Origin of the sequence: Salegentibacter salegens, assembly GCF_900142975.1 — a bacterium.
GTDB lineage: Bacteria > Bacteroidota > Bacteroidia > Flavobacteriales > Flavobacteriaceae > Salegentibacter > Salegentibacter salegens.
This window is the reverse complement of the sequence record NZ_LT670848.1, coordinates 197,245-222,399: the sequence shown is the minus strand read 5'-3', so window position 1 is coordinate 222,399 and position 25,155 is coordinate 197,245. Positions and strand designations below refer to the sequence as shown.

General features: G+C 37.9%; 25 protein-coding genes. 10 read left to right on the top strand and 15 right to left on the bottom strand.

Going from position 1 to position 25,155, the window contains the following annotated elements; genetic code table 11:
- Positions 1–26: 26 nt before the first annotated feature.
- The 3 genes from B5488_RS00970 (at position 27) to B5488_RS00960 (ending at position 3,398) form a co-directional block, all read left to right on the top strand.
- Complete coding sequence (locus B5488_RS00970; RefSeq protein ID WP_231919782.1) at positions 27–953, top strand: tyrosine-type recombinase/integrase; 927 nt, start codon at positions 27–29, stop codon at positions 951–953.
- Complete coding sequence (locus tag B5488_RS00965) at positions 940–1,953, top strand: site-specific integrase (RefSeq protein ID WP_079733579.1); 1,014 nt, start codon at positions 940–942, stop codon at positions 1,951–1,953. The genes B5488_RS00970 and B5488_RS00965 overlap by 14 nt, the downstream gene beginning before the upstream one ends.
- 206 nt (positions 1,954–2,159) lie before the next feature.
- Positions 2,160–3,398: an IS256 family transposase gene (locus tag B5488_RS00960; protein WP_079733433.1), complete on the top strand. Its 1,239-nt coding sequence runs from the start codon at positions 2,160–2,162 to the stop codon at positions 3,396–3,398.
- Here B5488_RS00960 and B5488_RS00955 read toward each other — a convergent pair.
- From B5488_RS00955 to B5488_RS18090, 3 genes are all read right to left on the bottom strand, one after another.
- Entirely contained in the window at positions 3,395–3,700 is a 306-nt protein-coding gene (locus B5488_RS00955) for a JAB domain-containing protein (RefSeq protein ID WP_079733578.1), read from the bottom strand. The two genes, B5488_RS00960 and B5488_RS00955, sit on opposite strands and share 4 nt — an antisense overlap.
- 77 nt (positions 3,701–3,777) lie before the next feature.
- A complete protein-coding gene (locus B5488_RS00950) occupies positions 3,778–4,122 on the bottom strand; it encodes a single-stranded DNA-binding protein (RefSeq protein WP_079736487.1) in 345 nt (114 codons plus the stop codon).
- Between the two features lie 656 nt (positions 4,123–4,778).
- Complete coding sequence (locus B5488_RS18090; RefSeq protein ID WP_231919781.1) at positions 4,779–4,973, bottom strand: hypothetical protein; 195 nt, start codon at positions 4,971–4,973, stop codon at positions 4,779–4,781.
- Positions 4,974–5,582: 609 nt separating this feature from the next.
- On the opposite strand from B5488_RS18090, the gene B5488_RS00940 reads away from it, so the two are divergent.
- The 5 genes from B5488_RS00940 to B5488_RS00920 all read left to right on the top strand — a co-directional run bounded on the left by B5488_RS00940 (position 5,583) and on the right by B5488_RS00920 (position 8,901).
- Entirely contained in the window at positions 5,583–5,954 is a 372-nt protein-coding gene (locus B5488_RS00940) for an ArsR/SmtB family transcription factor (RefSeq protein ID WP_079733577.1), read from the top strand.
- A gap of 1 nt (position 5,955) precedes the next feature.
- Positions 5,956–6,570, top strand: a complete 615-nt coding sequence (gene merTP, locus B5488_RS00935; protein WP_079733576.1) for a mercuric transport protein MerTP — start codon at positions 5,956–5,958, stop codon at positions 6,568–6,570.
- Positions 6,571–6,575: 5 nt separating this feature from the next.
- Positions 6,576–7,922: a dihydrolipoyl dehydrogenase family protein gene (locus B5488_RS00930; protein ID WP_079736486.1), complete on the top strand. Its 1,347-nt coding sequence runs from the start codon at positions 6,576–6,578 to the stop codon at positions 7,920–7,922.
- Positions 7,923–7,935: 13 nt separating this feature from the next.
- A complete protein-coding gene (locus B5488_RS18085; protein ID WP_079733575.1) occupies positions 7,936–8,142 on the top strand; it encodes a GDCCVxC domain-containing (seleno)protein in 207 nt (68 codons plus the stop codon).
- Between the two features lie 195 nt (positions 8,143–8,337).
- The gene (locus tag B5488_RS00920; RefSeq protein ID WP_079733574.1) at positions 8,338–8,901 is read left to right on the top strand and encodes a DUF305 domain-containing protein; all 564 of its coding nucleotides are present in this window, start codon (positions 8,338–8,340) and stop codon (positions 8,899–8,901) included.
- 116 nt (positions 8,902–9,017) lie between these two features.
- On the opposite strand, the gene B5488_RS00915 is transcribed toward B5488_RS00920, so the two are convergent.
- The 12 genes from B5488_RS00915 to B5488_RS00860 form a co-directional block, all read right to left on the bottom strand.
- The gene (locus tag B5488_RS00915; protein ID WP_079733573.1) at positions 9,018–12,098 is read right to left on the bottom strand and encodes an efflux RND transporter permease subunit; all 3,081 of its coding nucleotides are present in this window, start codon (positions 12,096–12,098) and stop codon (positions 9,018–9,020) included.
- 18 nt (positions 12,099–12,116) lie between these two features.
- Positions 12,117–13,619, bottom strand: a complete 1,503-nt coding sequence (locus tag B5488_RS00910) for an efflux RND transporter periplasmic adaptor subunit (RefSeq protein WP_079733572.1) — start codon at positions 13,617–13,619, stop codon at positions 12,117–12,119.
- 16 nt (positions 13,620–13,635) lie between these two features.
- Positions 13,636–13,914: a hypothetical protein gene (locus tag B5488_RS00905; RefSeq protein ID WP_079733571.1), complete on the bottom strand. Its 279-nt coding sequence runs from the start codon at positions 13,912–13,914 to the stop codon at positions 13,636–13,638.
- A 16-nt stretch (positions 13,915–13,930) separates the two neighbouring features.
- A complete protein-coding gene (locus B5488_RS00900) occupies positions 13,931–15,115 on the bottom strand; it encodes a TolC family protein (RefSeq protein WP_079733570.1) in 1,185 nt (394 codons plus the stop codon).
- Between the two features lie 73 nt (positions 15,116–15,188).
- A complete protein-coding gene (locus tag B5488_RS00895; RefSeq protein WP_079733569.1) occupies positions 15,189–15,626 on the bottom strand; it encodes a hypothetical protein in 438 nt (145 codons plus the stop codon).
- A gap of 138 nt (positions 15,627–15,764) precedes the next feature.
- A complete protein-coding gene (locus tag B5488_RS00890) occupies positions 15,765–17,003 on the bottom strand; it encodes an IS256 family transposase (RefSeq protein WP_079733433.1) in 1,239 nt (412 codons plus the stop codon).
- 262 nt (positions 17,004–17,265) lie between these two features.
- Positions 17,266–18,966, bottom strand: a complete 1,701-nt coding sequence (gene ilvD, locus B5488_RS00885) for a dihydroxy-acid dehydratase (protein ID WP_079733568.1) — start codon at positions 18,964–18,966, stop codon at positions 17,266–17,268.
- Positions 18,967–18,994: 28 nt separating this feature from the next.
- Positions 18,995–19,558 (bottom strand): Crp/Fnr family transcriptional regulator, encoded by a 564-nt coding sequence (locus B5488_RS00880; RefSeq protein ID WP_079733567.1) that lies wholly within the window; start codon positions 19,556–19,558, stop codon positions 18,995–18,997.
- A gap of 654 nt (positions 19,559–20,212) precedes the next feature.
- Positions 20,213–20,962, bottom strand: coding sequence for a hypothetical protein (locus B5488_RS00875; RefSeq protein ID WP_079733566.1), 750 nt, complete (start codon positions 20,960–20,962; stop codon positions 20,213–20,215).
- An 18-nt stretch (positions 20,963–20,980) separates the two neighbouring features.
- On the bottom strand, positions 20,981–21,331 hold the full coding sequence (locus B5488_RS00870) for a GntR family transcriptional regulator (protein ID WP_079733565.1): 351 nt from the start codon (positions 21,329–21,331) through the stop codon (positions 20,981–20,983).
- 1 nt (position 21,332) lies between these two features.
- On the bottom strand, positions 21,333–22,169 hold the full coding sequence (locus B5488_RS00865) for a hypothetical protein (RefSeq protein ID WP_079733564.1): 837 nt from the start codon (positions 22,167–22,169) through the stop codon (positions 21,333–21,335).
- A gap of 2 nt (positions 22,170–22,171) precedes the next feature.
- Positions 22,172–22,984 (bottom strand): ABC transporter ATP-binding protein, encoded by an 813-nt coding sequence (locus tag B5488_RS00860; protein WP_079733563.1) that lies wholly within the window; start codon positions 22,982–22,984, stop codon positions 22,172–22,174.
- An 850-nt stretch (positions 22,985–23,834) separates the two neighbouring features.
- Here B5488_RS00860 and B5488_RS00855 point away from each other — a divergent pair.
- Together B5488_RS00855 and B5488_RS00850 are read left to right on the top strand one after the other, a co-directional pair.
- Positions 23,835–24,407, top strand: a complete 573-nt coding sequence (locus tag B5488_RS00855) for a hypothetical protein (RefSeq protein WP_079733562.1) — start codon at positions 23,835–23,837, stop codon at positions 24,405–24,407.
- Positions 24,404–24,940, top strand: coding sequence for a hypothetical protein (locus B5488_RS00850; protein ID WP_079733561.1), 537 nt, complete (start codon positions 24,404–24,406; stop codon positions 24,938–24,940). The genes B5488_RS00855 and B5488_RS00850 overlap by 4 nt, the downstream gene beginning before the upstream one ends.
- Positions 24,941–25,155 lie beyond the last annotated feature (215 nt).

The following is a 25,155-nucleotide window of genomic DNA, read 5'->3' as shown; positions in this document are numbered from 1 at the left end:
GCCCGACCATAGCGCAATTCATCGCTATGAAAACAAAGCTGGGTTTTAAATTTACTACTGGGAAAATTATCTTATTCCAAATTGATCAGCTAGCCCATCAGCGTAATGAAAAAACTAAGGGAATCACTAAGGAGTTTACCCAGAAATGGGGAGAAGAACGAAGCAATAAATCTGAGATTTACCGGTACGATAGAATAAGGCATCTTGCACTATTTTCTTCTTATCTATGCGATATTGGTATTCCCTCATATATACCTAAACTTCCCCGGCACCCTAAAAGCACCTTTGTCCCCTACATTTATTCATCAAAAGAAATTAATGCCATATTTAAAGCCGCTGATGAATTAAGGCTAGTACAAAGGAATATGCATTCCTCTTTAATGTGTATGCCGGCATTGCTTAGGGTATTATACGCAACAGGGGTGCGTATTGGAGAAGCCCTTGTCATGACAGTTGAAGACGTAAACCTGGAAGAAAATTATTTACGAATAAAAGATTCCAAGAATGGGAAGGAGCGAATTATTCCTATTTCAACTTCACTGGTTGCTGTTTGTAAAGAATATAGGCATTACAGGGAACAACTTCCCTACAAGGATCGCTTGGAATACTTCTTTGTTGGCAGCAATGGAACTAAATGTGGCCAAGGGGTAAGAAGCTGGTTTAAAAAGTGTTTGAACAATGCAGCTATTTACCATACGGGAGAAAACCAGGCCCCGCGTCTCCATGATCTACGTCATACTTTTGCGGTTACTTCTCTGGCTTGTATGGCTGAAGCTGGTGTAGACCTTTATGCTTCCCTGCCTATTCTTTCCAATTATCTAGGGCATGGATCATTAGGTGCTACCAATCATTATGTAAGGCTTACTGCCAATATGTACCCAGATTTGATCAAGGAAATAGATATGACCTGTTTGGATGTATTCCCTAAATATAAGAACTATGAAGCCAACTGATTTTTCCAAGTATATCTCTGATTTTGTATCCAGATACCTGCCCCACGAAAAAGGAGTCAGTAATAATACGATTATAGCATATCGAGATACCTTTGTTTTATTAATTGAATTCCTTCAGAAGGAAAAAAAAATAAAAATAGAGAAACTAACATTAGATAAGGTAACCAAAAAAGTGATCCTGGAATACCTTGACTGGTTACAAAATATAAGGAATTGTGGAAACGCTACCCGTAATGCCCGTTTGGCGGCTATCCACTCCTTCTACAGGTTCCTACAACAAGAAAGCCTGGAACATCTATATCAATGCCAGAATATTTTGTCCATTAGGTTTAAAAGATCTCAGAATAAATCTATTACCTACCTAACTATTGAGGCAATGAAACTGTTACTGCAACAACCCGACCACACTACACTGAAAGGCCGAAGGGACTTGGCGCTATTGTCTTTAATGTACGATACTGGAGCCAGGGTACAGGAAATCATTGACCTGACCCCATCTATGTTAAGACTTGACACTCCGCCTGTCATCAAAATTATTGGTAAGGGAAAGAAAGCCCGTGTGGTACCCATGCTGGATGCCCAAACCGGCCACCTTAAAAACTATTTAAAGGAGAACCGGTTGGATACAGCTTCTGCCAATATGTATCCATTATTCTTTAATAGTAGAAAAGAAAAACTCACACGTGCTGGGATTCATTACATTGTCCAGAAATATTTTAAAAAGGCAAGGGCAGCAAATAAAATGATGCTTCCTGATAAAATAAGCTGTCATTCCCTTCGACACTCTAAAGCAATGCACTTACTACAAGCTGGAGTGAACCTGGTGTATATTCGGGATATACTGGGTCATGTTTCCGTTCAAACTACAGAAATCTATGCCAGGGCAGATTCCAAACAAAAACGGAAAGCCTTGGAAAAAGCATACGTGAATATCAATCCGGATGAAACAGCCAACTGGACAAAAAATGAAAATTTGATGATGTGGCTGAAGAAATTTTAAAAGGTTATGTAAAGTATTCTGGGGAATAGACCACTGAATTAAGCAGGTAGAGCTGTTTACTTTACATATCCATTTAGTTTGCATAATGCAATAAAATTATTGCTGTGGTTAAGGACTTTAATACTACTGCGAATAGGATTCGAAGAGGGTGTAATCTCAAGTCTGTCTAGACTTTGAAAATTAAATTAAAATTTTTAGACTAGATTATGACACAAGAAGAGATTAAGGAATTAAAGGAAAAAGCATTAAAACAATTTTTATCAGGAGAATCCCTAACCGGCAAAAACGGCGCTTTTGCTCCAATGCTTAGGGAGTTTATGGAAGAGGCCCTGGAAGCAGAAATGTCTTCGCACCTTTCCGATGAAGAAAAAGGCTCAAAAGCAGGTAATAAGCGTAATGGCAAAGGCAAAAAGACCCTAAAGAGCAGCCAAGGGGACGTCACCATTAACACGCCCCAGGATCGTAACAGTACCTTTGAGCCGGAGATCGTAGCGAAACGCCAGCGTATCCTGGCCGATAATTTAGAAAAGCAGATTATAGGCATGTACGGGATGGGCAATAGCCTGCGGGATATCTCAGCTCATATAGAGGAAATGTATGATTCCAAGATATCCACACACGTTCTAAGTGATATTACGGACCGGGTGATTCCCAAGGTTAAGGAATGGCAGGATCGCCCCTTGGAGCCGGTATATTGCATCCTATGGCTCGACGCGATGCACTTCAAGGTACGCGAAGAAGGCAAAGTAAAGCACAAGGCCTTGTATAATATTTTAGGAATAAATAAAGCTGGAAGAAAGGAAGTGCTGGGTATGTATATCTCGGAAAGTGAAGGGGCCAATTTTTGGCTTCAGGTGCTGACCCAATTAAACAACCGTGGCTTAAAAGATATTCTGATTGCCTGTACGGATAATCTTACGGGCTTTAGTGAAGCCATTCATTCTGTTTATCCCAAGACTGATATTCAGCTATGTATTGTCCACCAGATCCGCAATAGTATGAAGTATGTGGCCAGTAAGGATCAAAAAGATTTTATGAAAGACCTTAAACTGGTGTACAAGGCTGACACCAAAGACCAGGCTGAATCGGCTTTACTGGATCTGGAAGAAAAATGGGGCAAAAGATATCCCATAGTGATCCGTTCCTGGAATGATAACTGGGACCGATTGAGTGCTTATTTTGAATATACCGCACCCATTAGAAAACTCATATACACCACAAATGCCGTAGAGGCTTTTCACCGGCAGGTAAGAAAAGTAACCAAGACCAAAGGCGCTTTTACCAATGATATGGCACTATTGAAGCTGGTTTACCTAGCTACCAGAAGAATTGAAAAGAAATGGAACGCCCCACTGCAGAACTGGGGTTTGGTAGTTCAACAATTAGCTATTAAATTTGAAGGTCGGCTAGAGTTGGACTTAGCCACCAATGAAACGAAAAACTAAAATTTTCTTCTCCCGGGGGTACCCCCGGGAGAAGAAGCAGACAGAGTTGAGCTAACACTCCCGATTCGAACATCGACCAGTGTTCCGGTAATACCTCCATTGGAAAGTTCATAGATTCCTTTAACCTTATTCGCATTATTGAGCAGTATAATTTTAAAGGTTTCCTGCAATTCAATATTATTTTTATTCCACTGCTCAAATGCTAATTCGGCCGCGCACCTGGAACTGGTTATTTTTGGAAGCAAATTTCTTTTTAAACTTCCGCTGTAGCTTATCGCTATTTCATTAACTTTGGATTTCATTATTAGCTAATTTAAAGGGTTAATAATTAAAAGAGGGCAAAACTTCCACGGTAACGCCCTCTTTGTTTTTTAGATTCTTAATTAGTAATTTCTTTATTTCTAAGGAATAGGATTTCACTTACCAAGATTTCGGTAACAAATCGTTTCTCCCCGCTTTGGGTTTCATAAGATCTGGAAGTCAATTTGCCGCGTATGGCTACTTCTTTTCCTTTATCAACATATTTCTCAATAAGCTCCGCCTGCTTTCCCCAGGCCACTACATTGTGCCAGTCGGTTTGTTGAATTTTGTCTCCTTCCTTGTGATAATATTCATTTGTAGCCAGTGAAAAACTGCTTACTTTTTTACCACTTTCAAAGTTTTTGATTTCCGGGGCATTCCCCACATTTCCGATTAACTGTACTTGGTTTCTTAGATTACTCATAATTAAAAGATTTAGATACCTGCCTTTAAAAGCAGGTTGATTAAACATTGATTTACTTATTATATCCAGAGCGTTTTCCTTTTTTGATTTTTTTACTTCGCTTCCAGTTATGTTGTTTTGAAATGATTTCATAATTTTTATTTTTTGATTTACTTCTTACAGAGCCGTTTGCTGTTACCTTTTTTGATGCTGATACATTTTCAATATTTAGAATTAGGGAAGGTTTATAAAAAGGAGGGACGGACTGGCTTATGCAATCTGGACTAACTTCTAAATATTGGTATTTTGCATTACAAAAAAGGTAGGGACAGCAACGGCTTGGAAGTAAATGGAAACACTGAAATTGAAAAATAAACAGTAGCGAAGTAAATGAAAGAATGGAATTCCGATTTAGCGGGCGTCCATTTTTACCTAATTAAGTATAAGATTACACGAAGAGCGGTAACTACTATATAGCGGATACATCATTAGGAAGATAAAAAGGATGCCCAAGATATTCTTAGGGAAGCTCTTTACCCGAAATGAAGCATTTCGCGGAATGAAGCGGTAATGTGCTGACCGGTTCTAAAAACCGATAATTCATTCAATTAAGTAGGAAACTTTCGATTAAGAGAGGTGGACAGTAGGTGAGTTTTATAGAGGAAATTCTTCATGTTTTAAATATGAATATCAAATCCGTGGGATAAAACCAACCGCATCCCTACATATAATACAAGCATAGCCGTAAGAAACCCCAGAAATTTCACGTTGAATCTTTTATTAGAAGCATAAGAACCCAGGCTTCCACCAAGGACAACGGCAATAATCAATTTAAATATGAGGTTATAACTTATATCAAAGTTACCGGCCATATTAAGCCCTCCTCCTATCCCGGATCTTCACGAAAGCAGCCCTATACTTCCACCGAGAATAGATTTTTTAGGATTGGAAAATTCTTGAGTCTGTATGTTATTTTGCACAAATTTTATAATCATGAAAAACCTGCCATCACCAATGCGCCTACAAGGATGAGAAAAAAAGTAGTTTGCGATAATTTAATTACTGCCCCCAGGTAGGCCAATGAAATACTTAAAACAAAAAACGCACAGATTAGTTTTAATTTCAGCACATCGTTTTTGATAAAAACCAGGGTACCAATAGTACCTACGAACATATTAAATACCAGTGCAGTAGACCGGATTTCATAAAAATCGTTTAATACCAGACTAAGGATTGCCAGGTAACTCGAACCGCCACCAAATCCTACTGAACAATAAAAATAAAGCGATAAAAAAGAAAATAAACGGGAGATATTCTAGAGGCATATCTGGAAATTAAGTAACAATCTACATCCTCACCCTTTTTAACCGAAGTAGTGGCGTCTACAAATAGCAAAGCATTCCAAGTAACATAGGAGCTTATTTTTTAAGTATTTGCTTAAATACGCATTTTATTATACTTTTGGAAAATAAATCAATAACATGAAATTGGAAATAACCTGTACAAGAGCACAAGCTGACCATACACAACTTCTAAATTGTAAATCAACTTTAGAAAAAATGGATGAGAATTTTCAGGAAATGACAAAACTGCTTTCAATTGCAGGTAGCGAAGTACGGTTAAAAATTTTGTTCCTGTTAAATATGGAAAATGAATTATGCCCTTGTGATATTGCTGATATTTTAGACATGAGTGTTCCAGCGATATCTCAACATATTCGTAAAATTAAGGATGCCGGTTTTATCACTTCAAGGAGAGCAGGACAAACTTTATATTATTCGTTAGTAAAAAATAAAACAGCGGTCCTTGATTCTATTTTCACTACGATCAGAACAGTAAAGAAAATTGCCTGAAATGAAAAATTCAAATAAGTCAAACAGCCCGGTTTATTTAAGCTTAATTACTGCAATAACTGCTTCATTATGCTGTATTACTCCCCTTCTGGCTATTTTAGCAGGAAGCAGCGGACTTGTCACCATGTTTGCGTGGTTAGAACCTTTTCGTCCTTATTTGATGGGGCTTACCATAGGAATTCTTGTGTTTGCCTGGTATCTTAAATTGAGGTCTAAAACGCAGAAGGAAATAGAATGCGCGTGTAACGAAGAAGAAAAAATTTCCTTCTGGCAATCTAAAAATTTCCTTTTTATCATTACAGTTTTTACTGCGTTAATGTTAGCTTTCCCCTATTACGCTAATGTTTTTTATACTACTACAAAAAAAGAGATAATGGTAGTGGCTGAAAATAACATAGAGAAAAAAGTCGTTGAAATAGAAGGAATGACATGCTCGGGATGTGAAGCTCATGTAGAAAGCGAAGTAAATAAACTACCGGGAATTATTTCAGTAAAAGCTAGTTATGAAAATTCAAATACAGCAGTTGAGTATGATAAATCCCTGGTAAAAGAAGATGAAATTTATAGGGCTATCAATAAAACTGGATATAAAGTTATTCCAAAAATCAAAGAATAATTATGATGAAAGAATATGATGTTTGCATAATAGGTTCAGGGATGTCCGGGATGACTATTGCTAATAAATGTGCTTCAAAAGGACTCAGCGTAGCTATAACAGACGAATTGCCTTATGGGGGTACCTGCGCCTTGAGAGGATGTGATCCAAAGAAGGTGATTATTGGTACTACTGAAGTTCGCGATTTCGCTGCGCGTCTTAAAGCAAAGGGTATCGATAAGGTTCCAGAAGTCAATTGGGAAGATATAATGGCTTTTAAACAATGGTTTGTAGATGCGATGCCTCCTAAAATAGAAAAAGGATATGACAAAAAAGGGATCGACACCTATCATTCTTCAGCTCGATTTATTTCGGAGAATACTTTAAACATTGGCGATACCAAGATTAAAGCTAACAAAATTGTAATCGCAACTGGAGCAAAGCCCAGAGAATTAAAATTTAAGGGTGGAGAACTAGCCCTTTCAAGTGTAGATTTTTTAAATCTGGAAAAACTTCCAGAATCTCTTTTATTTATTGGAGGAGGTTATATAGCCTTTGAATTTGCCCATATAGCAGCACGTTGCGGGTCAAAAGTTACTATCGTACATCGGGGTGTAAAACCGTTAAAGGATTTCGAACAGGATATTGTGAAACATCTCGTGACAGCTACACAAGATTTAGGAATTGAACTTATCCTGAATACTGAAGTAAACTCCATTATAAAAAAAGATCAAAAATTTTACGTTGAAGGAAAGTCCAACTATGGTTCAAAGATTTTTAAAACAGATGCCGTTTTTAATGCTTCCGGCAGGCCACCTTCCATATTGGATCTGGATCTGGAAAAGGCAAATATTGAGTATTCAGAAAAAGGAATCAAAGTAAATTCCTTTCTTCAAAGTTCTTCTAACCCTGATATTTATGCAGCTGGAGATGCTGCAGATACTGCAGGCCTACCCCTAACGCCTGTAGCTGTCCTGGAAGGTCATACAGCGGCCTCCAACATTATTAAAGGGAATAAAAAGAAAATTAGCTATCCTCCTATGCCCACGATTGTATTTACCTTACCTAGCCTTGCGAGTGTTGGACTAAAAGAAATCGAAGCTGAAGAAAAAGGATATACCATAAAAGTTAACTATCAGGATGCAAGCGAATGGTTCAATGCTAAAAGGTTGAATATAGATAAATATGTCTTTAAAACGATTATTGATAAAGAAAAACAAACACTTTTGGGCGCCCATTTGATCGGGCCTCTATCAGAAGAAATAATAAACATTTTCGCACTGGCTATTAAAACTGAGATCCCAATAAATAATTTAAGAAAAATGATATTTGCTTATCCTACTTTAGCTTCAGACATTCCGAATATGCTTTAATCTTAGAAACAATATGAATATAGAAATAGAATCAAAGATAACCTGTCCGCATTGCGGTCATAGTAAATTAGTGAAAATGCCAACAGATGCGTGTCAATTCTTTTATACATGCGATAATTGCAATGAAGTATTAAAACCAAAACAAGGCGACTGCTGCGTATTCTGTTCCTATGCTTCGGTTCCATGTCCTCCCATTCAAAAAAATTCCGGCTGTTGTTAATTTATTATAAAAAGAGGGTTTTGATTTGTGAGAACCAACCACTCGTCGGGTAGAGTTTGCACCATTAGAAAAAAAATAATTAACTTGACTATAAAACCAGGCCCGGAAAGGTATAACTATTCCGGCATCTTGAAAAGATCTGGACTTTTAGGTGCGAGCCATTATTAAAACTATTACTAACTAAAACTTCTAACCATGGAAAACAAGCGAAACGAAAGTAAGAAATATTTAAAATTCTTTGCAATGATAGCGACCTCTATGATTGCAATGTTCTTTTTAATGTACACCCATTCATATCAAATTATCGATCATTTTTGGTTTAGTGAAACCCGTTTGTTTATGACCATGATCATGGGCGGTGCAATGATCATAATTATGCTTGGATATATGCTTAATATGTATCAAAATAAAAAGATAAATACTGTTATTCTAACTTTTGGTCTGGTATTAATAGTAGGTTCTATATGGCTGGTGCGAAGTCAGGTAACCGTTACAGACACAGACTACATGGAAGGTATGATACCACATCACTCTATTGCTATTCTAACCAGTGAACGATCTCAGATAAAGGATGTGAGAGTTAGAGAGCTTGCCGATGAAATCATTAAAGCGCAGCGCAGGGAAATTATGGAAATGCAGTGGTTAATAAATGATATAAAGGAAAACGGAATAGTTGAATCGGAAGCTGAAAAAGAGAAACGTCCGCTACCAGAATTCAAAGGTTTACTCAATATGGAAACCAAAAACCTGGAAGAATAAAAAAATATGCATATGCGGTTTTATAGTAGGGCAAAAATCTGTTTACTTAAATAAAAAGGTTAAAAAAATCCCGAAAGTTCACTCTCGGGATTTTTGTTTTTATAGAGAATACAAGATTACTCTTTCCTGGTCACCAGGTCATATACGCAGGGTATCACTATTAAATTAAGAATTGTGGCTGAAAGTAATCCTCCCAGGATCACCACCGCCATAGGGCTTTGGATCTCACTACCCGGTTCTCCTCCTTTTAAGGCAAGTGGTATAAGCGCCAGACCTGTCGTAAAGGCGGTCATTAAGATAGGGTTCAACCTGTCTAAGGCTCCGGTTTTGATAAGTTCATAGCCTTTTTGACCTTCTTTTCTCAAGTCTTCATATCTCGACACGAGTAAAATCCCGTTTCTGGTTGCGATCCCAAAGAGACTTATAAAACCAATGGTGGAAGCAATACTTACAATTCCTGAGGTAAAGTAAACGATCAAAATTCCACCGATCAAAGCCAACGGTAAATTGATAAGCACCACGAAAGCTAATTTCACATTATTGAATTCAAAATACAACAACAGGAATATTACAAAAATGGCTATTACGGCAGTGATCAAAAGCATTTGTGAAGCTCTCGACTCACTCTCGAATTGGCCGCCATACTGTACTCTATATCCCTCGGGAATATTCACCGATGAATTTACAGTTTCCCGGATCTCTTCTACCGCACTTCTTAAATCACGCCCCTGCACATTAGCCGCGACAACGATCTTACGCTGTACATCTTCCCGGCTTATGCTATTAGGGCTGCTTACAGAAGAAACCTGTGCCAGCTGTTCTAACGGCACCTGTGAGCCATTGGGCAGACCAATTAAAGCCGTTTTAATTTTCTCTATGCTATTTCTGAAATCCTCTTCATAGCGTACTACCAGGTCAAAATACTTCTGCCCCTCATAGATCTCACCTACTTCGTGCCCTGCAAAAGCTACATCTACCTGCTCCATCAATTGACCCACGGTCATTCCGTAGGCAGAAAGTATCTGGCGTTTGGGAGTGATCTTGATCTGCGGAACTTCAATCTGCTGATCAACAGCTACATCGGCAAGTCCATCGATAGGTTTAATATTCTCCTCGACACTTTTGCCTATTTCATATAGTTGCTGCAGATCTGGACCAAAAATTTTGATCGCGATATTAGCTCTTGTTCCAGAGAGCATATGATCTATTCGGTGAGCAATAGGTTGTCCAAGGGTGATGTTTACACCAGGAACAATGCTGAGTTTATTTCTGACGTCTTCAAAAAATTCTTCCTTGGATTTATCTTCCAGGGTAAAAGGAACATCTATTTCAGCGGCATTCACCCCCTGGGCGTGTTCGTCCAGTTCTGCTCTTCCTGTCCTTCTGGTAACCACAGCAACTTCCGGCATCTCAAGCAACAACTGCTCTACCTGTTTTCCGGTCTTATTACTTTCTTCCAGCGACATTCCCGGAGGTCCAACTACGCTGATTACCATGGATCCCTCATTAAATTCCGGAAGGAAACTTCTTCCTAACTGGGTGAAAAGTGCAATGCTCAGTAAAAAAGCGATAACAGTAACCGCGATAACGGTTTTAGGGATCTTAAGTGCCCGATTTAGAGTTTCTGCATAACGTTGCTCCAACCATCTTTCAACTTTAGTTCCTTCAGCCTGCTTCTTCAACATTTTCTCCTTTTTCAGAAGATATGTACACAGCACCGGAGTAACGGTTACAGCAACTACCAACGAAGTGAGAACTGATGTGATAAAAGCAATTCCAAGTGGTTTCAGTAATCGTCCTTCCATTCCGCCAAGGAAAAATAGCGGTACAAAAGACACGATAATAATAAGGGTAGCAATAATGATAGAACTTCTAATTTCCACAGATGCTTCTCTTACCACGGTGATTACCGACTGCCTTTCAGCTTTAGGTTTTCGAATGTTCTCACGCAGGCGTTTATAGACGTTCTCCACATCAATAATGGCATCATCTACCAATGCTCCAATGGCAATAGCCATACCTCCTAAACTCATCGTGTTGATGGTATACCCAAGCATTTTCAGCACAATGATCGATACCAGTAACGATATTGGGATTGCCAACAATGAAATTAATGTAGTACGCCAGTTCATCAAGAAGATAAAAAGCACCACGACTACAAAAAATGCTCCTTCAAGCAAAGTCATATTCAAATTGCTGATGGAAGCATCAATAAAATCTGCCTGGCGAAAGATCTGACTTTTGATCTCCACGCTTTCAGGCAGACTGGTTTCCAGTTCAGCGATGGCTTCGTCCAGCCTTTCAGTCAGCTCCAGGGTATTCACATCAGGTTGCTTAGAAATGGTGAGGATAACCGCTGGTTCTGCATTCAGGGAACCATCTCCAATCTTATCTGCAGCTCCAATCTGTACTTCAGCTACATCTTTGATCTTGATGCCCTGGCCATTCACCTGTTTCACAACAGCCTCCTCAAGATCTTCTAAAGCATAAGCTCTACCACTACCTTTGATAATGTACTGGTTTCCATATTCATTAAGGAAACCACCCGGAGCATTCGTATTAGCTTCCCGTACTTTCTCAGTGAGCTCTTCCAGACTTACGTTATAATATTTCATCTTACCGGGATTGGCAAAAACCTGATATTGCTTATAATCTCCTCCGATTACTACCACGTTGGCAATCCCACCGATGGCTTTGATCCGAGGACGGATCTGCCAGTCAGATAAGGTTCTTAGTTCCATTGGGCTAAGACTGTCTGAAGTTACACCCAATAGCATAACCTCTCCCATAATTGAGGAGATAGGCGCCATGGTAGGTGCTCCGATCCCACTAGGTAGGTTTTCACGAACCATCGGGATACGTTCACTTACGATCTGTCTTGCCTTGTAAATATCGGTTCCCCAGTCGAATTCAACCCAAACGATGGAAATTCCCGCTGCTGAAGAAGAACGAATTCTTCTCACATTTGGCGATCCATTCATCGCGGTTTCAAGCTGATAGGTCACCAGTTTCTCTACCTCTTCCGACTCCATTCCGTGAGCTTCGGTTAGTATGGTTACTGTAGGTGCTGTGAGATCCGGGAATACATCCACGTTCATATTACGTGCCAGGTAAAACCCGGTAGCACTTAGTATCACTGCAACCAGAAGAACCAGAAGCCTGTTCTGAAGCGAAATTGATAATATTTTATTTAACATCTAATTTCTTTTTCAGGATTAATGATCATGACCGTGTGCAGGGGTTGTACCGGACATAGAAGCCATCTTCACCTGGTAAAAACCTGTGGTTACCACAACTTCTCCATCCTCAAGTCCGCTAAGCACCTGTGCCTTCTTTCCATTTCGCTTGCCGATCTTTACAGGTCGTCTTTCGAAACTTTCACCTCCGGTTTGTACGATCACCGAATAATTGCCGTAATCTTCTAGTAAAGCAGCTTCAGGCACCACAACTCCAGTTTTAGCTTCACCCAGGGCGATCTGAACTTCCGTAAAACTACCTTCAGGCATTTCAACAACATCTTCCACTTTGATATACACCGGAATCATCGGTTTGCGATCTTCCACTTCTTTACCTACTGAAATAACAGCACTGCCTGATCCTTCTACTTCATTCCAGTCTCCATTATCACTCCTGTACCAGACATTAGCGATAGATTCTTTAGTTGGATTGTTTGACGCGCTTAACTGCGTTTTCAATAGTCGGGATCTATCCGTTCCAATGGTTACCAGGTTAGCTCCCTGTTCCACATAGCTTCCATTAGAAGTACTGATGGATTTTATAAAACCATCAAAAGGAGCTCTGATTTGCTTCCCCCCTGCTCCGTAATTGGAGCCAAGGGCACGGTAATTGGCCTCGGCTACGCGAAAATCACTTTCTACCTTTTCGAATTCCGCTTTGGGAACGATCTTGTCTTCATAAAGTTCTTTTTTTCGCTCATATTCAGCTTTCGCCTGATCATATCGTGCTTTAGCCTGCGCAATCTCTGCCTGGACATTATTAGAAGAAAGCCCTTCACTACTAAGATTCATTAAGAGCTGACCTTTTTTCACTTCGGTTCCCTCTGTTAGGTTGTCTGAAACAAAATTCACCATCCCATTGGCTCCGGCCGCTAAGGTTTTGTATGTGCCAGGGGCAGCTTGCCAGACTCCGGAAGTATGAACTACATCATAAACTTCTCCCTTAGTGACAGGCTCCGTCTGAAAATCGATCTTCCAGGCCTGTTCCTTTAAAAAGCTGATACCGCCATCTTCTGCTTCCGCTACATTTTCTGAAGCTTCTGCAGCTGAGGCATAAACCTGAATATCTTTAATAACAATCCTGTCTGAATACTCAGGAGTTTTCAGATCAAAAACCAGATCATAAGTCCCGGGTTCTTTCGGCTGTAAGGCCGGAGAAAAAATTCCCGGAGATGAAGGGGAATCCACCTTATGGCGAATGCCAGTCTCTTCTTTAATAAGACTCACTGTAACTGAACCTTCGCGAACAGGTTGATGTTTATCTAATACAGTAAAATGGGCTGCAAATTTGCTGGTTCTACCTTCCACTAAGGCCGGGAATTCTACAAATAGCTCCGTCTGGTCTGTCCAGATAGTTTTATTAATCGCAGGAACTCCAGAACTTACATGGTTTCCTTCTGCATCATGTGCGTGATCTTCCTCCTCGTTGTTTCCGCAGGATAAAAGAAAAAGCGAGATGCATGCTATATATAAATATTTCATGTTCAAAATTCTAATTTTAATGATCCTCATGCTCGGTTCCGTCATCATGCGTATGATGCTCAGATTCCTCATGCATTTCCATATCATCTTCTCCTACCTTAAATTCTTCCTGCTCCATATGCTCCTCGTTCATATGATTACCTTCCTCATCGTGAGCGTGTCCATGTTCTTCTTCATGAGCGTGAGCCTCAGCACCTTCTTCATGCTCATGGCCATGCTCTTCGTTAACGGTTTCTCTACATGCTGAAAAACTGAATATTAATAGGGCTGCAAAAAATAAGTTCTTGAAATTCATAATGTTTAATTTTAGATTATAATTGATGTTTTAATAATGTTGCTTTTAACTGAAGGAGTTCTTTCTCCATCTCCAGCTTCTTGTTATAGGCCTGCCGGTAAAATTCAACTTCCCGGTAATAATCCAGAAATGAGAATTCCCCTAGCTTATAGGCTTTAAATAAAAGTTCTTCGGAATTAAGGTCCTTAAAGGTTCCCTCGTATTCCTCAAATTTTCTTTTTAGTAATTGATATTGCTGATAATCTTCCTGAAATTGGGTGAAAAGTTCAGCAGTTTCAGCACCGGTGTTGGCCTGGCTATATTCCAGGTTTGCCCTGGCAGCTTTTACCTTATTCTTGCTATTCCAAAGAGGAATTGAAAGACCGCCTAAGAATCCGGAATAATTACTGGAATTCACTCCCTGGTAATTATAACCTATGCTTAGGTCTGGAAGAATTTTATTCTTTTCCAGTTTTAACTGCTGCTCAGCCAGTGTTTCACGAGCATTCAATTGCTGAACCTCTGCATCTGTAGAAAGTTTTTCTTGCCAGAGTGTTTGCATTGAAGCCAGTTCATTATCTTCCATTAAATAAAGCTGATCTTCATTAATAGCATTTCCGCCATTCAGTTTTTGAAGCTCCAGGAACGTATTTTTGATTTCCATCTCAATCTGATCCATTTCAAACTGCTCCTGTAACCAGGCCACTTTGGCTTTATTCAGCTCCAGAATACCTATCTGTTCAGCCTTAAATAACCGCTGGATCTGTTCGTAAACCTGCTTAGCCTGCTCCACTCTTTCCTGCTCTAGCTTTTTTCGCTTCTGCAAAATCTGCAACTCCAGAAGCTGTTTCTTAGCAATCAGAAGTACTTCCTGACGGATGGTTTTGTACTCAAATTCGAGTAATTCTTTCTGCTTTTCTATCCTTTTATTTCGAGCACTGTAAACCGTGGGAAATTCGAAACGCTGAGATACCTGGTATTCATAATAATCATCGGTCTCATGTTCTCCAAAGGGAAGATAAAAGGCTGAAACCTGAGGATCCTGCAGGTTATTCTCTGTCTTGTTTCCAAGGTCCTTACTGGCTATATATGACTGATAAGCCTTGAGTTGCCTGTTATTCTGACTTATTTCGTCCAGAATAATCTTTACGCCTGGACTTTGGGCAAAAGAGCCAATAGAGATAAGGATCCCACAAATAGTGGAAACTATATATCTGTACATAATTTTTGATTTTAGTTTAATCTGTATAACAAAGGTCTGCCTGCTGTTTAAAAACAGAGACTAGACATAATGATCAAACTAATTGGGGTGGTCCTCGGAGGGAGAGTAAGGATAAGTAGGGGTTAAAATATTGGTGTGGAGGATGGTAAAATTTTAACTTTTGTGCTTCAAGATCGATTAGCACCCAACCTGTATTATAAAATTCCTTTTCGTTCTTCTTTTTAATTTCTGTCTTTTGAAAACTGAAATTTTCCGAATGTTCTTTTAAAACGAGAATTTCATTAGAAGTAGTGGTATGAGAATGATTTGCTAATAAATAAGATAAAAAACTTTCAGACTTATTTTCATCTTTTTGATCCTGGTGATCATGATCTTCATCTGATTGATGATGATGCGCAACCTCCTTTTCTTCCTGATGTTCGTGATGTGCGTGAGGTATAACCTGATGAAAAGACATCAGCATAAAAACGCCAAGAAGGAATAAAGCTTGTATTTGATTTTTTATTTGCACAGATTACAAAAATAGTAATTTATAAGAGAGATTAGAGGAAAAATAAAATAAACCATAAGAACCTTAATTCCTATGGGGGAGTGTTAGCTCAACTCTGTCTGCTTCTTCTCCCGGGGGTACCCCCGGGAGAAGAAAATTTTAGTTTTTCGTTTCATTGGTGGCTAAGTCCAACTCTAGCCGACCTTCAAATTTAATAGCTAATTGTTGAACTACCAAACCCCAGTTCTGCAGTGGGGCGTTCCATTTCTTTTCAATTCTTCTGGTAGCTAGGTAAACCAGCTTCAATAGTGCCATATCATTGGTAAAAGCGCCTTTGGTCTTGGTTACTTTTCTTACCTGCCGGTGAAAAGCCTCTACGGCATTTGTGGTGTATATGAGTTTTCTAATGGGTGCGGTATATTCAAAATAAGCACTCAATCGGTCCCAGTTATCATTCCAGGAACGGATCACTATGGGATATCTTTTGCCCCATTTTTCTTCCAGATCCAGTAAAGCCGATTCAGCCTGGTCTTTGGTGTCAGCCTTGTACACCAGTTTAAGGTCTTTCATAAAATCTTTTTGATCCTTACTGGCCACATACTTCATACTATTGCGGATCTGGTGGACAATACATAGCTGAATATCAGTCTTGGGATAAACAGAATGAATGGCTTCACTAAAGCCCGTAAGATTATCCGTACAGGCAATCAGAATATCTTTTAAGCCACGGTTGTTTAATTGGGTCAGCACCTGAAGCCAAAAATTGGCCCCTTCACTTTCCGAGATATACATACCCAGCACTTCCTTTCTTCCAGCTTTATTTATTCCTAAAATATTATACAAGGCCTTGTGCTTTACTTTGCCTTCTTCGCGTACCTTGAAGTGCATCGCGTCGAGCCATAGGATGCAATATACCGGCTCCAAGGGGCGATCCTGCCATTCCTTAACCTTGGGAATCACCCGGTCCGTAATATCACTTAGAACGTGTGTGGATATCTTGGAATCATACATTTCCTCTATATGAGCTGAGATATCCCGCAGGCTATTGCCCATCCCGTACATGCCTATAATCTGCTTTTCTAAATTATCGGCCAGGATACGCTGGCGTTTCGCTACGATCTCCGGCTCAAAGGTACTGTTACGATCCTGGGGCGTGTTAATGGTGACGTCCCCTTGGCTGCTCTTTAGGGTCTTTTTGCCTTTGCCATTACGCTTATTACCTGCTTTTGAGCCTTTTTCTTCATCGGAAAGGTGCGAAGACATTTCTGCTTCCAGGGCCTCTTCCATAAACTCCCTAAGCATTGGAGCAAAAGCGCCGTTTTTGCCGGTTAGGGATTCTCCTGATAAAAATTGTTTTAATGCTTTTTCCTTTAATTCCTTAATCTCTTCTTGTGTCATAATCTAGTCTAAAAATTTTAATTTAATTTTCAAAGTCTAGACAGACTTGAGATTACACCCTCTGATCATTTTCAAGCTTTGAAATTATAGAGGAGCTATAAATAGCATAGCGGTTTATGTGCTCCGGTTAATTTCAAAGCTTGTTTCTTTGGCACCAAAAGGTAAGGTTGTGTAAGAAGGCTTATAAAGAAAAACTGAAATATTGATGGGCAAAATTAAATTAATTCTTGTAAAAAATGGTTTAAAAGTAAAGTGAGATAAACTAAAACTCTTGAACATATTCATCTGTAACACATCCTTCGGAGGCATTTCTCACAGACTGTGCATACTTAAATAAAACACCGTTAAAAACTTTCATTTGAGGCTTTATCCAATTTTTTCGACGTTTTTCAATCACTTCATCACAAACCTGTAGGTTTAGCGTATTATTGACTGCATCTATTTCTATCAAATCGTTATCTTCAACAAGCGCAATTAATCCTCCTTCAAAAGCTTCCGGGCTAATGTGTCCCACTACAAAACCATGTGTCCCACCACTGAATCTTCCGTCAGTAATTAGTGCCACAGTTTTTCCTAGTCCTGCGCCAATTATAGCTCCAGTTGGTTTTAACATTTCAGGCATACCTGGACCTCCTTTTGGCCCGATATAACGGATGACGACGACATCACCACGCTTTACCTTACCTGCACTAATCCCCTTGCTAAATTCTTCTTCATTATCAAAAACACGTGCCGTTCCTGTAAATCGTTCACCTTCCTTTCCACTTATTTTGGCAACACTGCCCTGATCGGCTAGATTACCATATAATATCTGCAAATGTCCATTAGGTTTGATGGGGCTTTCTAGCGGCATCACGATTTTTTGAGTATTGAAATCAAGATTAGGAATATTTTCTAAATTTTCTTTAATGGTTTTACCAGTAACTGTTAGACAATCGCCGTGCAACAGCTTATTGTTAAATAAATATTTCATAACTGCCGGAACACCTCCATGTTTATGCAAATCTGCCATAAGATATTTACCGCTCGGTTTAAAGTCTGCCAATACCGGCACTCTGTTGCTCATTTCCTGAAAATCATTAATACTGAGTGGAACTTGAACACTTTTAGCCATTGCGATTAAATGCAGTACAGCATTTGTACTGCCACCGAGTGCAATAATCAAAGTAATTGCGTTTTCAAAAGCTTTGCGGGTCATAATATCTCGAGGTTTAATATCCTTTTCCAATAATAGTTTAATTGCATTTCCTATAGTTGCACATTCATTCTTTTTATCCTGACCTACTGCTGGATTAGATGAGGAATACGGTAGGCTCATACCCAAGGCCTCAATAGCACTCGCCATTGTATTCGCGGTATACATCCCTCCACAAGCGCCTGCTCCAGGGCACGCATGACGGACAATACTTTTAAAGTCTTTCTCACTAATTTTACCTGAAACTTTTTCACCCCAGGCCTCAAAAGTGTTTACCAGGTTAATATCTTCCCCTTTATAGCGGCCGGGAGCAATTGCGCCCCCATATAACATGATACTAGGACGATTGAGCCTCCCCATAGCTATGATTGAGCCAGGCAAATTTTTATCACAACCTGGTATGGTAATGAGAGCATCATAATATTGAGCCCCCGCATTTGTTTCTATACTGTCTGCAATAAGATCACGACTTACTAAACTATAACGCATTCCAGGTGTACCCATACTAATTCCATCGCTTACACCAGTTGCGTAAAAACGTAGACCCAACAGGCCGTCTATCTGATTGATATTATCACGCACGATGGTGGCAAAGTTGTTCAGATTCATGTTACAAGGATTTCCGTCCCAGCCCATACTAGCAATACCAACCTGCGCTTTGTCAAAATCTTCATTTTTAAATCCAATTGCATAATACATAGCTTTTGCCCCAGGAAGGGTTTCATCCTGCGTTAATACAAGGGAATATTTATTGATTATTTTTGTCATGATTACAATTTAAAATTCATTTTATCTACTAAATATGAGATTTTAGCCTACTGAGGGTTTCCGGAGAAATATTCAAATAAGCTGCAAGATTGGTGTTGGATAATCTTTGTGTGAGTTCAGGGTTATCTTTAAGCAGACTACGATACCGTTCGGTAGCATTTTGAGTTAACAAACTACTTAGTTTAAAGTTTATTACGGTTAGTCCATATTCAAGAATATAGATATACATTTTATTCCATTCCGGTATCGTATTTCTTAAATAAAAAAAATCCTTATAAGTGATCACCAGTAGTTCCGAAGTCTCTACAGCTTCTATATACTCCGGCGAAGGCTCTCTTGAAATAAAACTGACGATTGAGGTTAAAAATGTATGCTCAAAAGCCATGAATCGAGTAGTTGTATTGTAATTATTATCACCATAATATAATCGGAGGCAACCTTTATTAATAAAAAAAATTTTACCGGCAACAGCCTTTTCTTTAAGCAACAACTTATCTTTTGTAGCTATATAGGGTTTGAAATAGGAAAGAATTTTATCAAGTTCCTTTCCGTTAATTTCCGTTAATTTACGGATTAAGTCTGCGAGCATCATCCTATTGAAAATAATCTAATTTCTATAAGACCAAATTTATGATAAATACATAGTGAAAAAATTGATTAAGGTCAAAATCGAAGTTTTTATTAATTAGACACCTTAAGGAATACTTTATAATACAAAAGAAAAATAGTTGCTATTTAGGCAATCAAAAAGTACCATTGCAGATGTTTTAGAAGATAATTTCTGAACTATCCATCCATTAAAATTTATTGGCTCGTGTCCAAGACAATTAGTTATGAACCTCTTTTGCTGAAATGTAGTTTTTGCAGAATGGAAGTAAAAGTGGCGAACGGTAATTTAAGAAAAGTATTCTTCCACAGGGAATGTAATTCAATTTACAACAATCTTAAAATTTCTATTATCTCCTCTCATTTTTTACGATTTGTCGTAAATTCCTACCTGTTTATACAGCTTCCCAGCCCATATGACGCAAATTTGATGAATTATAAAAAAGTATTACAACTTAATATTTTGAAAATGAGATTTTTATGGTTTAGTGACATCGCGTAGCGTGTCACCCTCTTGCTATCCCCCTTAGTCTAGCCTCGGGATGTTACATAGAGATTTTCACTCTTCAATTAGTAGCTATTTATAATTAGATTGAATATTCTTATTAACTAGACCTTTATAAAGCTTCTGTCTCTTATCTTACGGTTTGGTCTTCTGATAAATTAATTGAACAGACGAGTCTGGGTTGCTATAATGCTTGGCATCTATTGTAATTCCAGATTGTTTGCCGATCTTGACATTGGCCGATTCCACTTGGGAATTCCATAGCTCTATTCTTGAATTGTTATGAACCCCTCCCGCCATATGTTGGACCGAAACTGTGGAATGTGAATTAATAGAAGAATTATTTGTCAAATCGACCCGAAGAGTGTCAATAGCTATTAAATTTGGGTTCGTGCTCTGCAAATTAAAGGACGTATGAGAACCTTTTACATCTATTGTTTTTATACTATCCAATTTACTGGATAAATTTATTGTCATAGTGTCAGCAATAATTTGGGTATTGGAATCGCCCAATTCTATTCTAAATTCATTGCAAAGTCCCTGTTTGTACATTCGGTCAATAATAAGAGTATCTCCAGAGACATGGTACTCCAGGTCTGGCAATTCAATTTTATTTTCTGCAAATACTGAAAATGTATTGCGTGCATTTACGCTAAAGGTAATACGACCAACTTCACTTATTTTTTTTATTTTTAAGATCTTGAATGTTGGAAGTGGAATGTCTTTTCTGAAGTTGGAAGTACACCCGTCCTGCAACTGCTGACCGGTGTGATTCACAAACATGGCCCTTTCTTCACCCCTGAAGCGGATTTCCGCAGCAATTCCGAATACATAAATGATGAATAAAATAGCAAATATGGTTAGTATAATGTTACTGAGTTTCATATTCTATTGATCTAAGAGTTAGAGGTCTAAATGTTTTTTAAGTTCTTCGGGGGTAATACCCAATTGGGAAGCCTCTTTGATAAACTGAGGCAATATCTTTTCAAAAAATAGGTTCTTTCTTTCTTTCATGATAGATTCAGGAGCGATATCGGTTACGAAATAACCGATCCCTCGTTTGTTTTCTATGATTCCTTTTGATTGTAATTCGGTATAGGTTCTCATAATGGTATTTGGATTTACGCCCACTTCTGCGGCCAGTTCGCGCACAGAGGGTATTTTATCACCAGGTTTATATTCTTCATTAATTATTTTGTCCGATAGATTATCAGCTATTTGGATATAAATACTTTGATTGTTTTTAAATTCCATTCTACACCTCCTTTTCTTTCAATTTTAAAAACGATATTACACTAAGTATGAGTCCCCAGCAAAAAGCACAAAGGCTAAAATAATTCACAGCAGTTTGCGTACGCGTGCCGGTACCAAGAGGTGCCAAATAACTGTCTTGGGAAGATATTTGATAATGGCCCCACTCCAATTCGTTCATCAGGAAATAGAAAATCCACACACAAATTCCAATGTATACGACCAAAGCCAAAAGTGTTTTTAAAAACACATATCTTTTAAAAGAAGTGGCGCCTAAAAAAAATGCCATTGCCAAAGAAAAACTTATAGATGCCCATAGAAGCCAAGAGTTTACATTCTCAGTATGGGTCATCACCCCATTTTCAAAACTATAATCTTTAAAAACTAAAACCTCATTGAGTTCACCTAAAAGATCAAAGGGGATAAAATCAAATCTTATCATAGATATGAAAGCTGAACTCATTTGATAGGCTAAAATATAAAGCAGTGGAAATGCAATCAGAAAGAGCAAAGGGTAGAAAATAAATTCCACCAGAAATTTTTCCACTGTAGATCCAGGAATCATTAGGTAGGATTGGGCTTTTTCTTTATTTCGGAACGAAGAAAAGGCTGAGCTAATATAAAAGCCACCAAGAATAGCATAACCAAAAATTAGGATAATTAAAAATACACTGTTATTGCTTTGGTTGGTCCCACTTACAAATTGCAGAAAGGCAATCACCAGAAAAGAAATGCCAAAACCAACAAGTACGCCTAGTAACAGGGCCATGTAATTGTGAAGAAGGTGTTGCCTAAGAAGACTTAAAAACCGTTTACCACTGAATATAGAACTTTGTTTCATAATTAAAATAATTTGATGCCTTTTGTAATTGCGTTAAACAATAGCTCCATGTCTACCTGTGAACTATTACCGGCACCCGGCAAAATCACCCTATAACCGCCTGGGCTGGTTTCATGATAAATTATGTCTTTTGAAGTTAGGTCCGGCATCGTGGTGAACCTAAATTTATCTGAAATATCCAGGATTTCCTGGTCAAGTACGATCTCTCCGTTACTCAATACCATAATGCGATCAATTAGGTTTTCCACATCTTTGATTTGGTGGGTGGAAATTAGAACCAGTTGATCGTCGGCCAAAGCCCCTGCCAGTAACTTCCTAAAGATTGTTTTAGACGGAATATCAAGTCCGTTGGTTGGTTCATCAAGAATTAGCAGTTTACATTTGGTAGCCAGGGAAAAGGAGATCAAAAACTTTTTTTTCTGACCGTAAGACATTTTGTCCAAACGGTTTCCCATTGGTATTTCAAATTTCTGCAATTGATGTTTCATTAATTCGTGATCAAAACTGGGATAGAAACCAGAATTTGCCTTTATATAATTTTTTATAGAGGTATTAGGTAGAAAAAATTCTTCCGGAAGATAATACACCATTTCCAAAAAACCGGGTTGCCGTTTTTTTGGTTTGTGCCCAAGCACTTCAATTTCCCCATTTCTAGGAAAAAGCATACCCGCAACTAATTTCAACAAACTTGTTTTGCCTGCACCATTTTTCCCTAAGAGACCCGTGATACTACCTGGCTCAAGTCTGAAGTTGAGATTTTGAAATAATTTTTCACGTTTTAAATGTGAAAATTCTAAAGAGTGAATATTGATCATTTTTATTGTTTTACTGTACCAGTATACTAATACAGTGCAATAATATATATTTTTTTTATTTTTCCAATAGAATTTTTTGTTTTTCTTAAACTTTTTGAATTAAGTTTCCAGACAATACTTAAAAATTGAATTCCAACTGCAGGTAGTGTGTTATGATAATCGATAGTTTGAAGTAAATAATTATACTGCCAAAGAAAGAATATAATTGCAAAATACTGAAACGGCTAAAGTTGCTGTAATCCCTATACTGATTGTAATAGTACTGCCATCATTGGTTAAAAATAATAGACAACTCAATGAAATAGACGTCGAAGAAAAATTGGACTTAGTGAAGATTAAACAACCAGAATAATTGTTCGACTTCTATCGGAAAATAAAATTGAATAACAAGAAAAGAGAGCTTGCAATTACAGCCATATGAAAATTGCAAAACGGAATAATAAAAACAGATTACAATACAAATTTCCTTCATTTCCACCTGGCTAGAAGCATCTATTTTTACATAACATTCTATGAAATTGTCGCAAATTTGAGCCTGTTTATGCGGCTTTCCAAGCCAATTGTCGCAAATCTACTAATTAATTGGTTTGATGTTGATTATAAGTATCTAAAAATGAGTGGTATATAAATATGTAACGGGCTCTGCCCGTTACCCTCTTGCTTACTCCCTTTACTTTCCCCTTAGTTTGCAAATGCACTTTTTACAAAGGTTTTTTAAACTTATGTTTTTATTTAAGGTTTGGAAGTTAGAATGAAGAACAGATTTAAGTAATATATTTTACTGTATGTTTGATAGTGATTTAACGCAACCAATTCAACAAAAGTGCATCTATTGAATACAAGCCTCTTAATGATGAAAATAATAAAACTTTTAACCATAATTTTTGTTGCCTTAATAATAAAATCTTGTACGCCTGATGATGGAACACCTAGACCTACCAGAGGAGAAAATTCATTTTCGGCTAAAATAAATGGAAAACAATTTAGGGCTGAAGATGTAGAGAAATTCGCCAATACTACATATGGTATTAGTGCTTATGAAAACAATAAAACTTACAAATTAACTTTTAGGAATAGTTCAATGCAAGATATATACTTTTATCTCTACGAAGTTGACGAGAAGAAAGACTATTTAATAGGGCAGTCTGATGGAGATTTAGTTTATTATCAAGAAGGGGATGATGAAACCTCTGTTTCCATCAGTGATGGAACCGGGTATAATACCGGGGTTGCATTTTCTTCTAACTCTTCTGAATTGAATGAGTTCATAACAATTACTGAAGTATTGGGCGATAGCATTATCAGTGGGCAATTTGAAAAAATTACTTTATCAGATCCCAATAACCCAAATAATAAAGCTGTCCTAACTGATGGTCATTTCAACATTAACCGTAACACTTTAAATAAAAGAGATAGCCTATGAAAAATTTTATTGTAATACTATGCTTTTTACTTCTTGGGTGCTACGCCTGTGAGAAACAAGAGAATGTTTCCATTCCTCCAATTACCGCAGAGAACACTTTTTCTTGTAAAATTGATGGAGAAGTTTTTATACAAAAAGAACATGGAGGCTTTTTAAAAACAGAAGATGGATTAAAAGTGAATTTATTAGCTAATAATACTTGGAAGATAAATTTGGGGGATGGAAATCATGACTTATTCATTTATCTTTCAAATATTCCTAGTTCCGGCTCTATAAATATCGAGCAAAGTGATGGAGATTTAGATTTCTTTGAAGAGGAAAGAAATTTAATTGAATTAAATGACAGAAATACCAATAAAGTCTTTTATTCACTATTCAAATCAAAGGCCATAACAATTAAAAGTTTCACATCCAGAGAAAACTTAATCTTTGAATTTGGGGAAATTATACTTTTAAATTCTGAAAATTCTTCCGATACTATTGAACTATCTCAGGGAAAGTTAAATATCAATTTAGAAATCCTTAATGAATAATAATTCAAATCACTGTATATAAAGCATTTTTACTTATTATTCTTTCTACTATTTTCAACTATCCTTATCGGTCAGGATATCACACAACAAGTTGATACTAAACTGGAGTTATTAAACAAAAATCACTTGACGACCAACATATTATATGATCGGATTTTTTCTTTAGCCGATGTATTGGCACAACAAACCAAACTTTGGAATTACGCGAAGTTCGT

Bases quoted from the DNA above. Each gene is read 5' to 3' on its own strand.
- B5488_RS00880 (WP_079733567.1), bottom strand. From the start codon at position 19,558: ATGATGCTCGCAGACTTAATCCGTAAATTAACGGAAATTAACGGAAAG.
- B5488_RS00960 (WP_079733433.1), top strand. From the start codon at position 2,160: ATGACACAAGAAGAGATTAAGGAATTAAAGGAAAAAGCATTAAAACAA.
- B5488_RS00930 (WP_079736486.1), top strand. From the start codon at position 6,576: ATGAAAGAATATGATGTTTGCATAATAGGTTCAGGGATGTCCGGGATG.
- B5488_RS00860 (WP_079733563.1), bottom strand. From the start codon at position 22,984: ATGATCAATATTCACTCTTTAGAATTTTCACATTTAAAACGTGAAAAA.
- merTP (WP_079733576.1), top strand. From the start codon at position 5,956: ATGAAAAATTCAAATAAGTCAAACAGCCCGGTTTATTTAAGCTTAATT.
- B5488_RS00875 (WP_079733566.1), bottom strand. From the start codon at position 20,962: ATGAAACTCAGTAACATTATACTAACCATATTTGCTATTTTATTCATC.
- B5488_RS00970 (WP_231919782.1), top strand. From the start codon at position 27: ATGAAAACAAAGCTGGGTTTTAAATTTACTACTGGGAAAATTATCTTA.
- B5488_RS18090 (WP_231919781.1), bottom strand. From the start codon at position 4,973: ATGGCCGGTAACTTTGATATAAGTTATAACCTCATATTTAAATTGATT.
- ilvD (WP_079733568.1), bottom strand. From the start codon at position 18,966: ATGACAAAAATAATCAATAAATATTCCCTTGTATTAACGCAGGATGAA.
- B5488_RS00900 (WP_079733570.1), bottom strand. From the start codon at position 15,115: ATGTACAGATATATAGTTTCCACTATTTGTGGGATCCTTATCTCTATT.
- B5488_RS00865 (WP_079733564.1), bottom strand. From the start codon at position 22,169: ATGAAACAAAGTTCTATATTCAGTGGTAAACGGTTTTTAAGTCTTCTT.
- B5488_RS00920 (WP_079733574.1), top strand. From the start codon at position 8,338: ATGGAAAACAAGCGAAACGAAAGTAAGAAATATTTAAAATTCTTTGCA.
- B5488_RS00910 (WP_079733572.1), bottom strand. From the start codon at position 13,619: ATGAAATATTTATATATAGCATGCATCTCGCTTTTTCTTTTATCCTGC.
- B5488_RS00905 (WP_079733571.1), bottom strand. From the start codon at position 13,914: ATGAATTTCAAGAACTTATTTTTTGCAGCCCTATTAATATTCAGTTTT.
- B5488_RS00955 (WP_079733578.1), bottom strand. From the start codon at position 3,700: ATGAAATCCAAAGTTAATGAAATAGCGATAAGCTACAGCGGAAGTTTA.
- B5488_RS00855 (WP_079733562.1), top strand. From the start codon at position 23,835: ATGATGAAAATAATAAAACTTTTAACCATAATTTTTGTTGCCTTAATA.
- B5488_RS00890 (WP_079733433.1), bottom strand. From the start codon at position 17,003: ATGACACAAGAAGAGATTAAGGAATTAAAGGAAAAAGCATTAAAACAA.
- B5488_RS00950 (WP_079736487.1), bottom strand. From the start codon at position 4,122: ATGAGTAATCTAAGAAACCAAGTACAGTTAATCGGAAATGTGGGGAAT.
- B5488_RS00965 (WP_079733579.1), top strand. From the start codon at position 940: ATGAAGCCAACTGATTTTTCCAAGTATATCTCTGATTTTGTATCCAGA.
- B5488_RS00850 (WP_079733561.1), top strand. From the start codon at position 24,404: ATGAAAAATTTTATTGTAATACTATGCTTTTTACTTCTTGGGTGCTAC.
- B5488_RS00870 (WP_079733565.1), bottom strand. From the start codon at position 21,331: ATGGAATTTAAAAACAATCAAAGTATTTATATCCAAATAGCTGATAAT.
- B5488_RS00915 (WP_079733573.1), bottom strand. From the start codon at position 12,098: ATGTTAAATAAAATATTATCAATTTCGCTTCAGAACAGGCTTCTGGTT.
- B5488_RS00940 (WP_079733577.1), top strand. From the start codon at position 5,583: ATGAAATTGGAAATAACCTGTACAAGAGCACAAGCTGACCATACACAA.
- B5488_RS18085 (WP_079733575.1), top strand. From the start codon at position 7,936: ATGAATATAGAAATAGAATCAAAGATAACCTGTCCGCATTGCGGTCAT.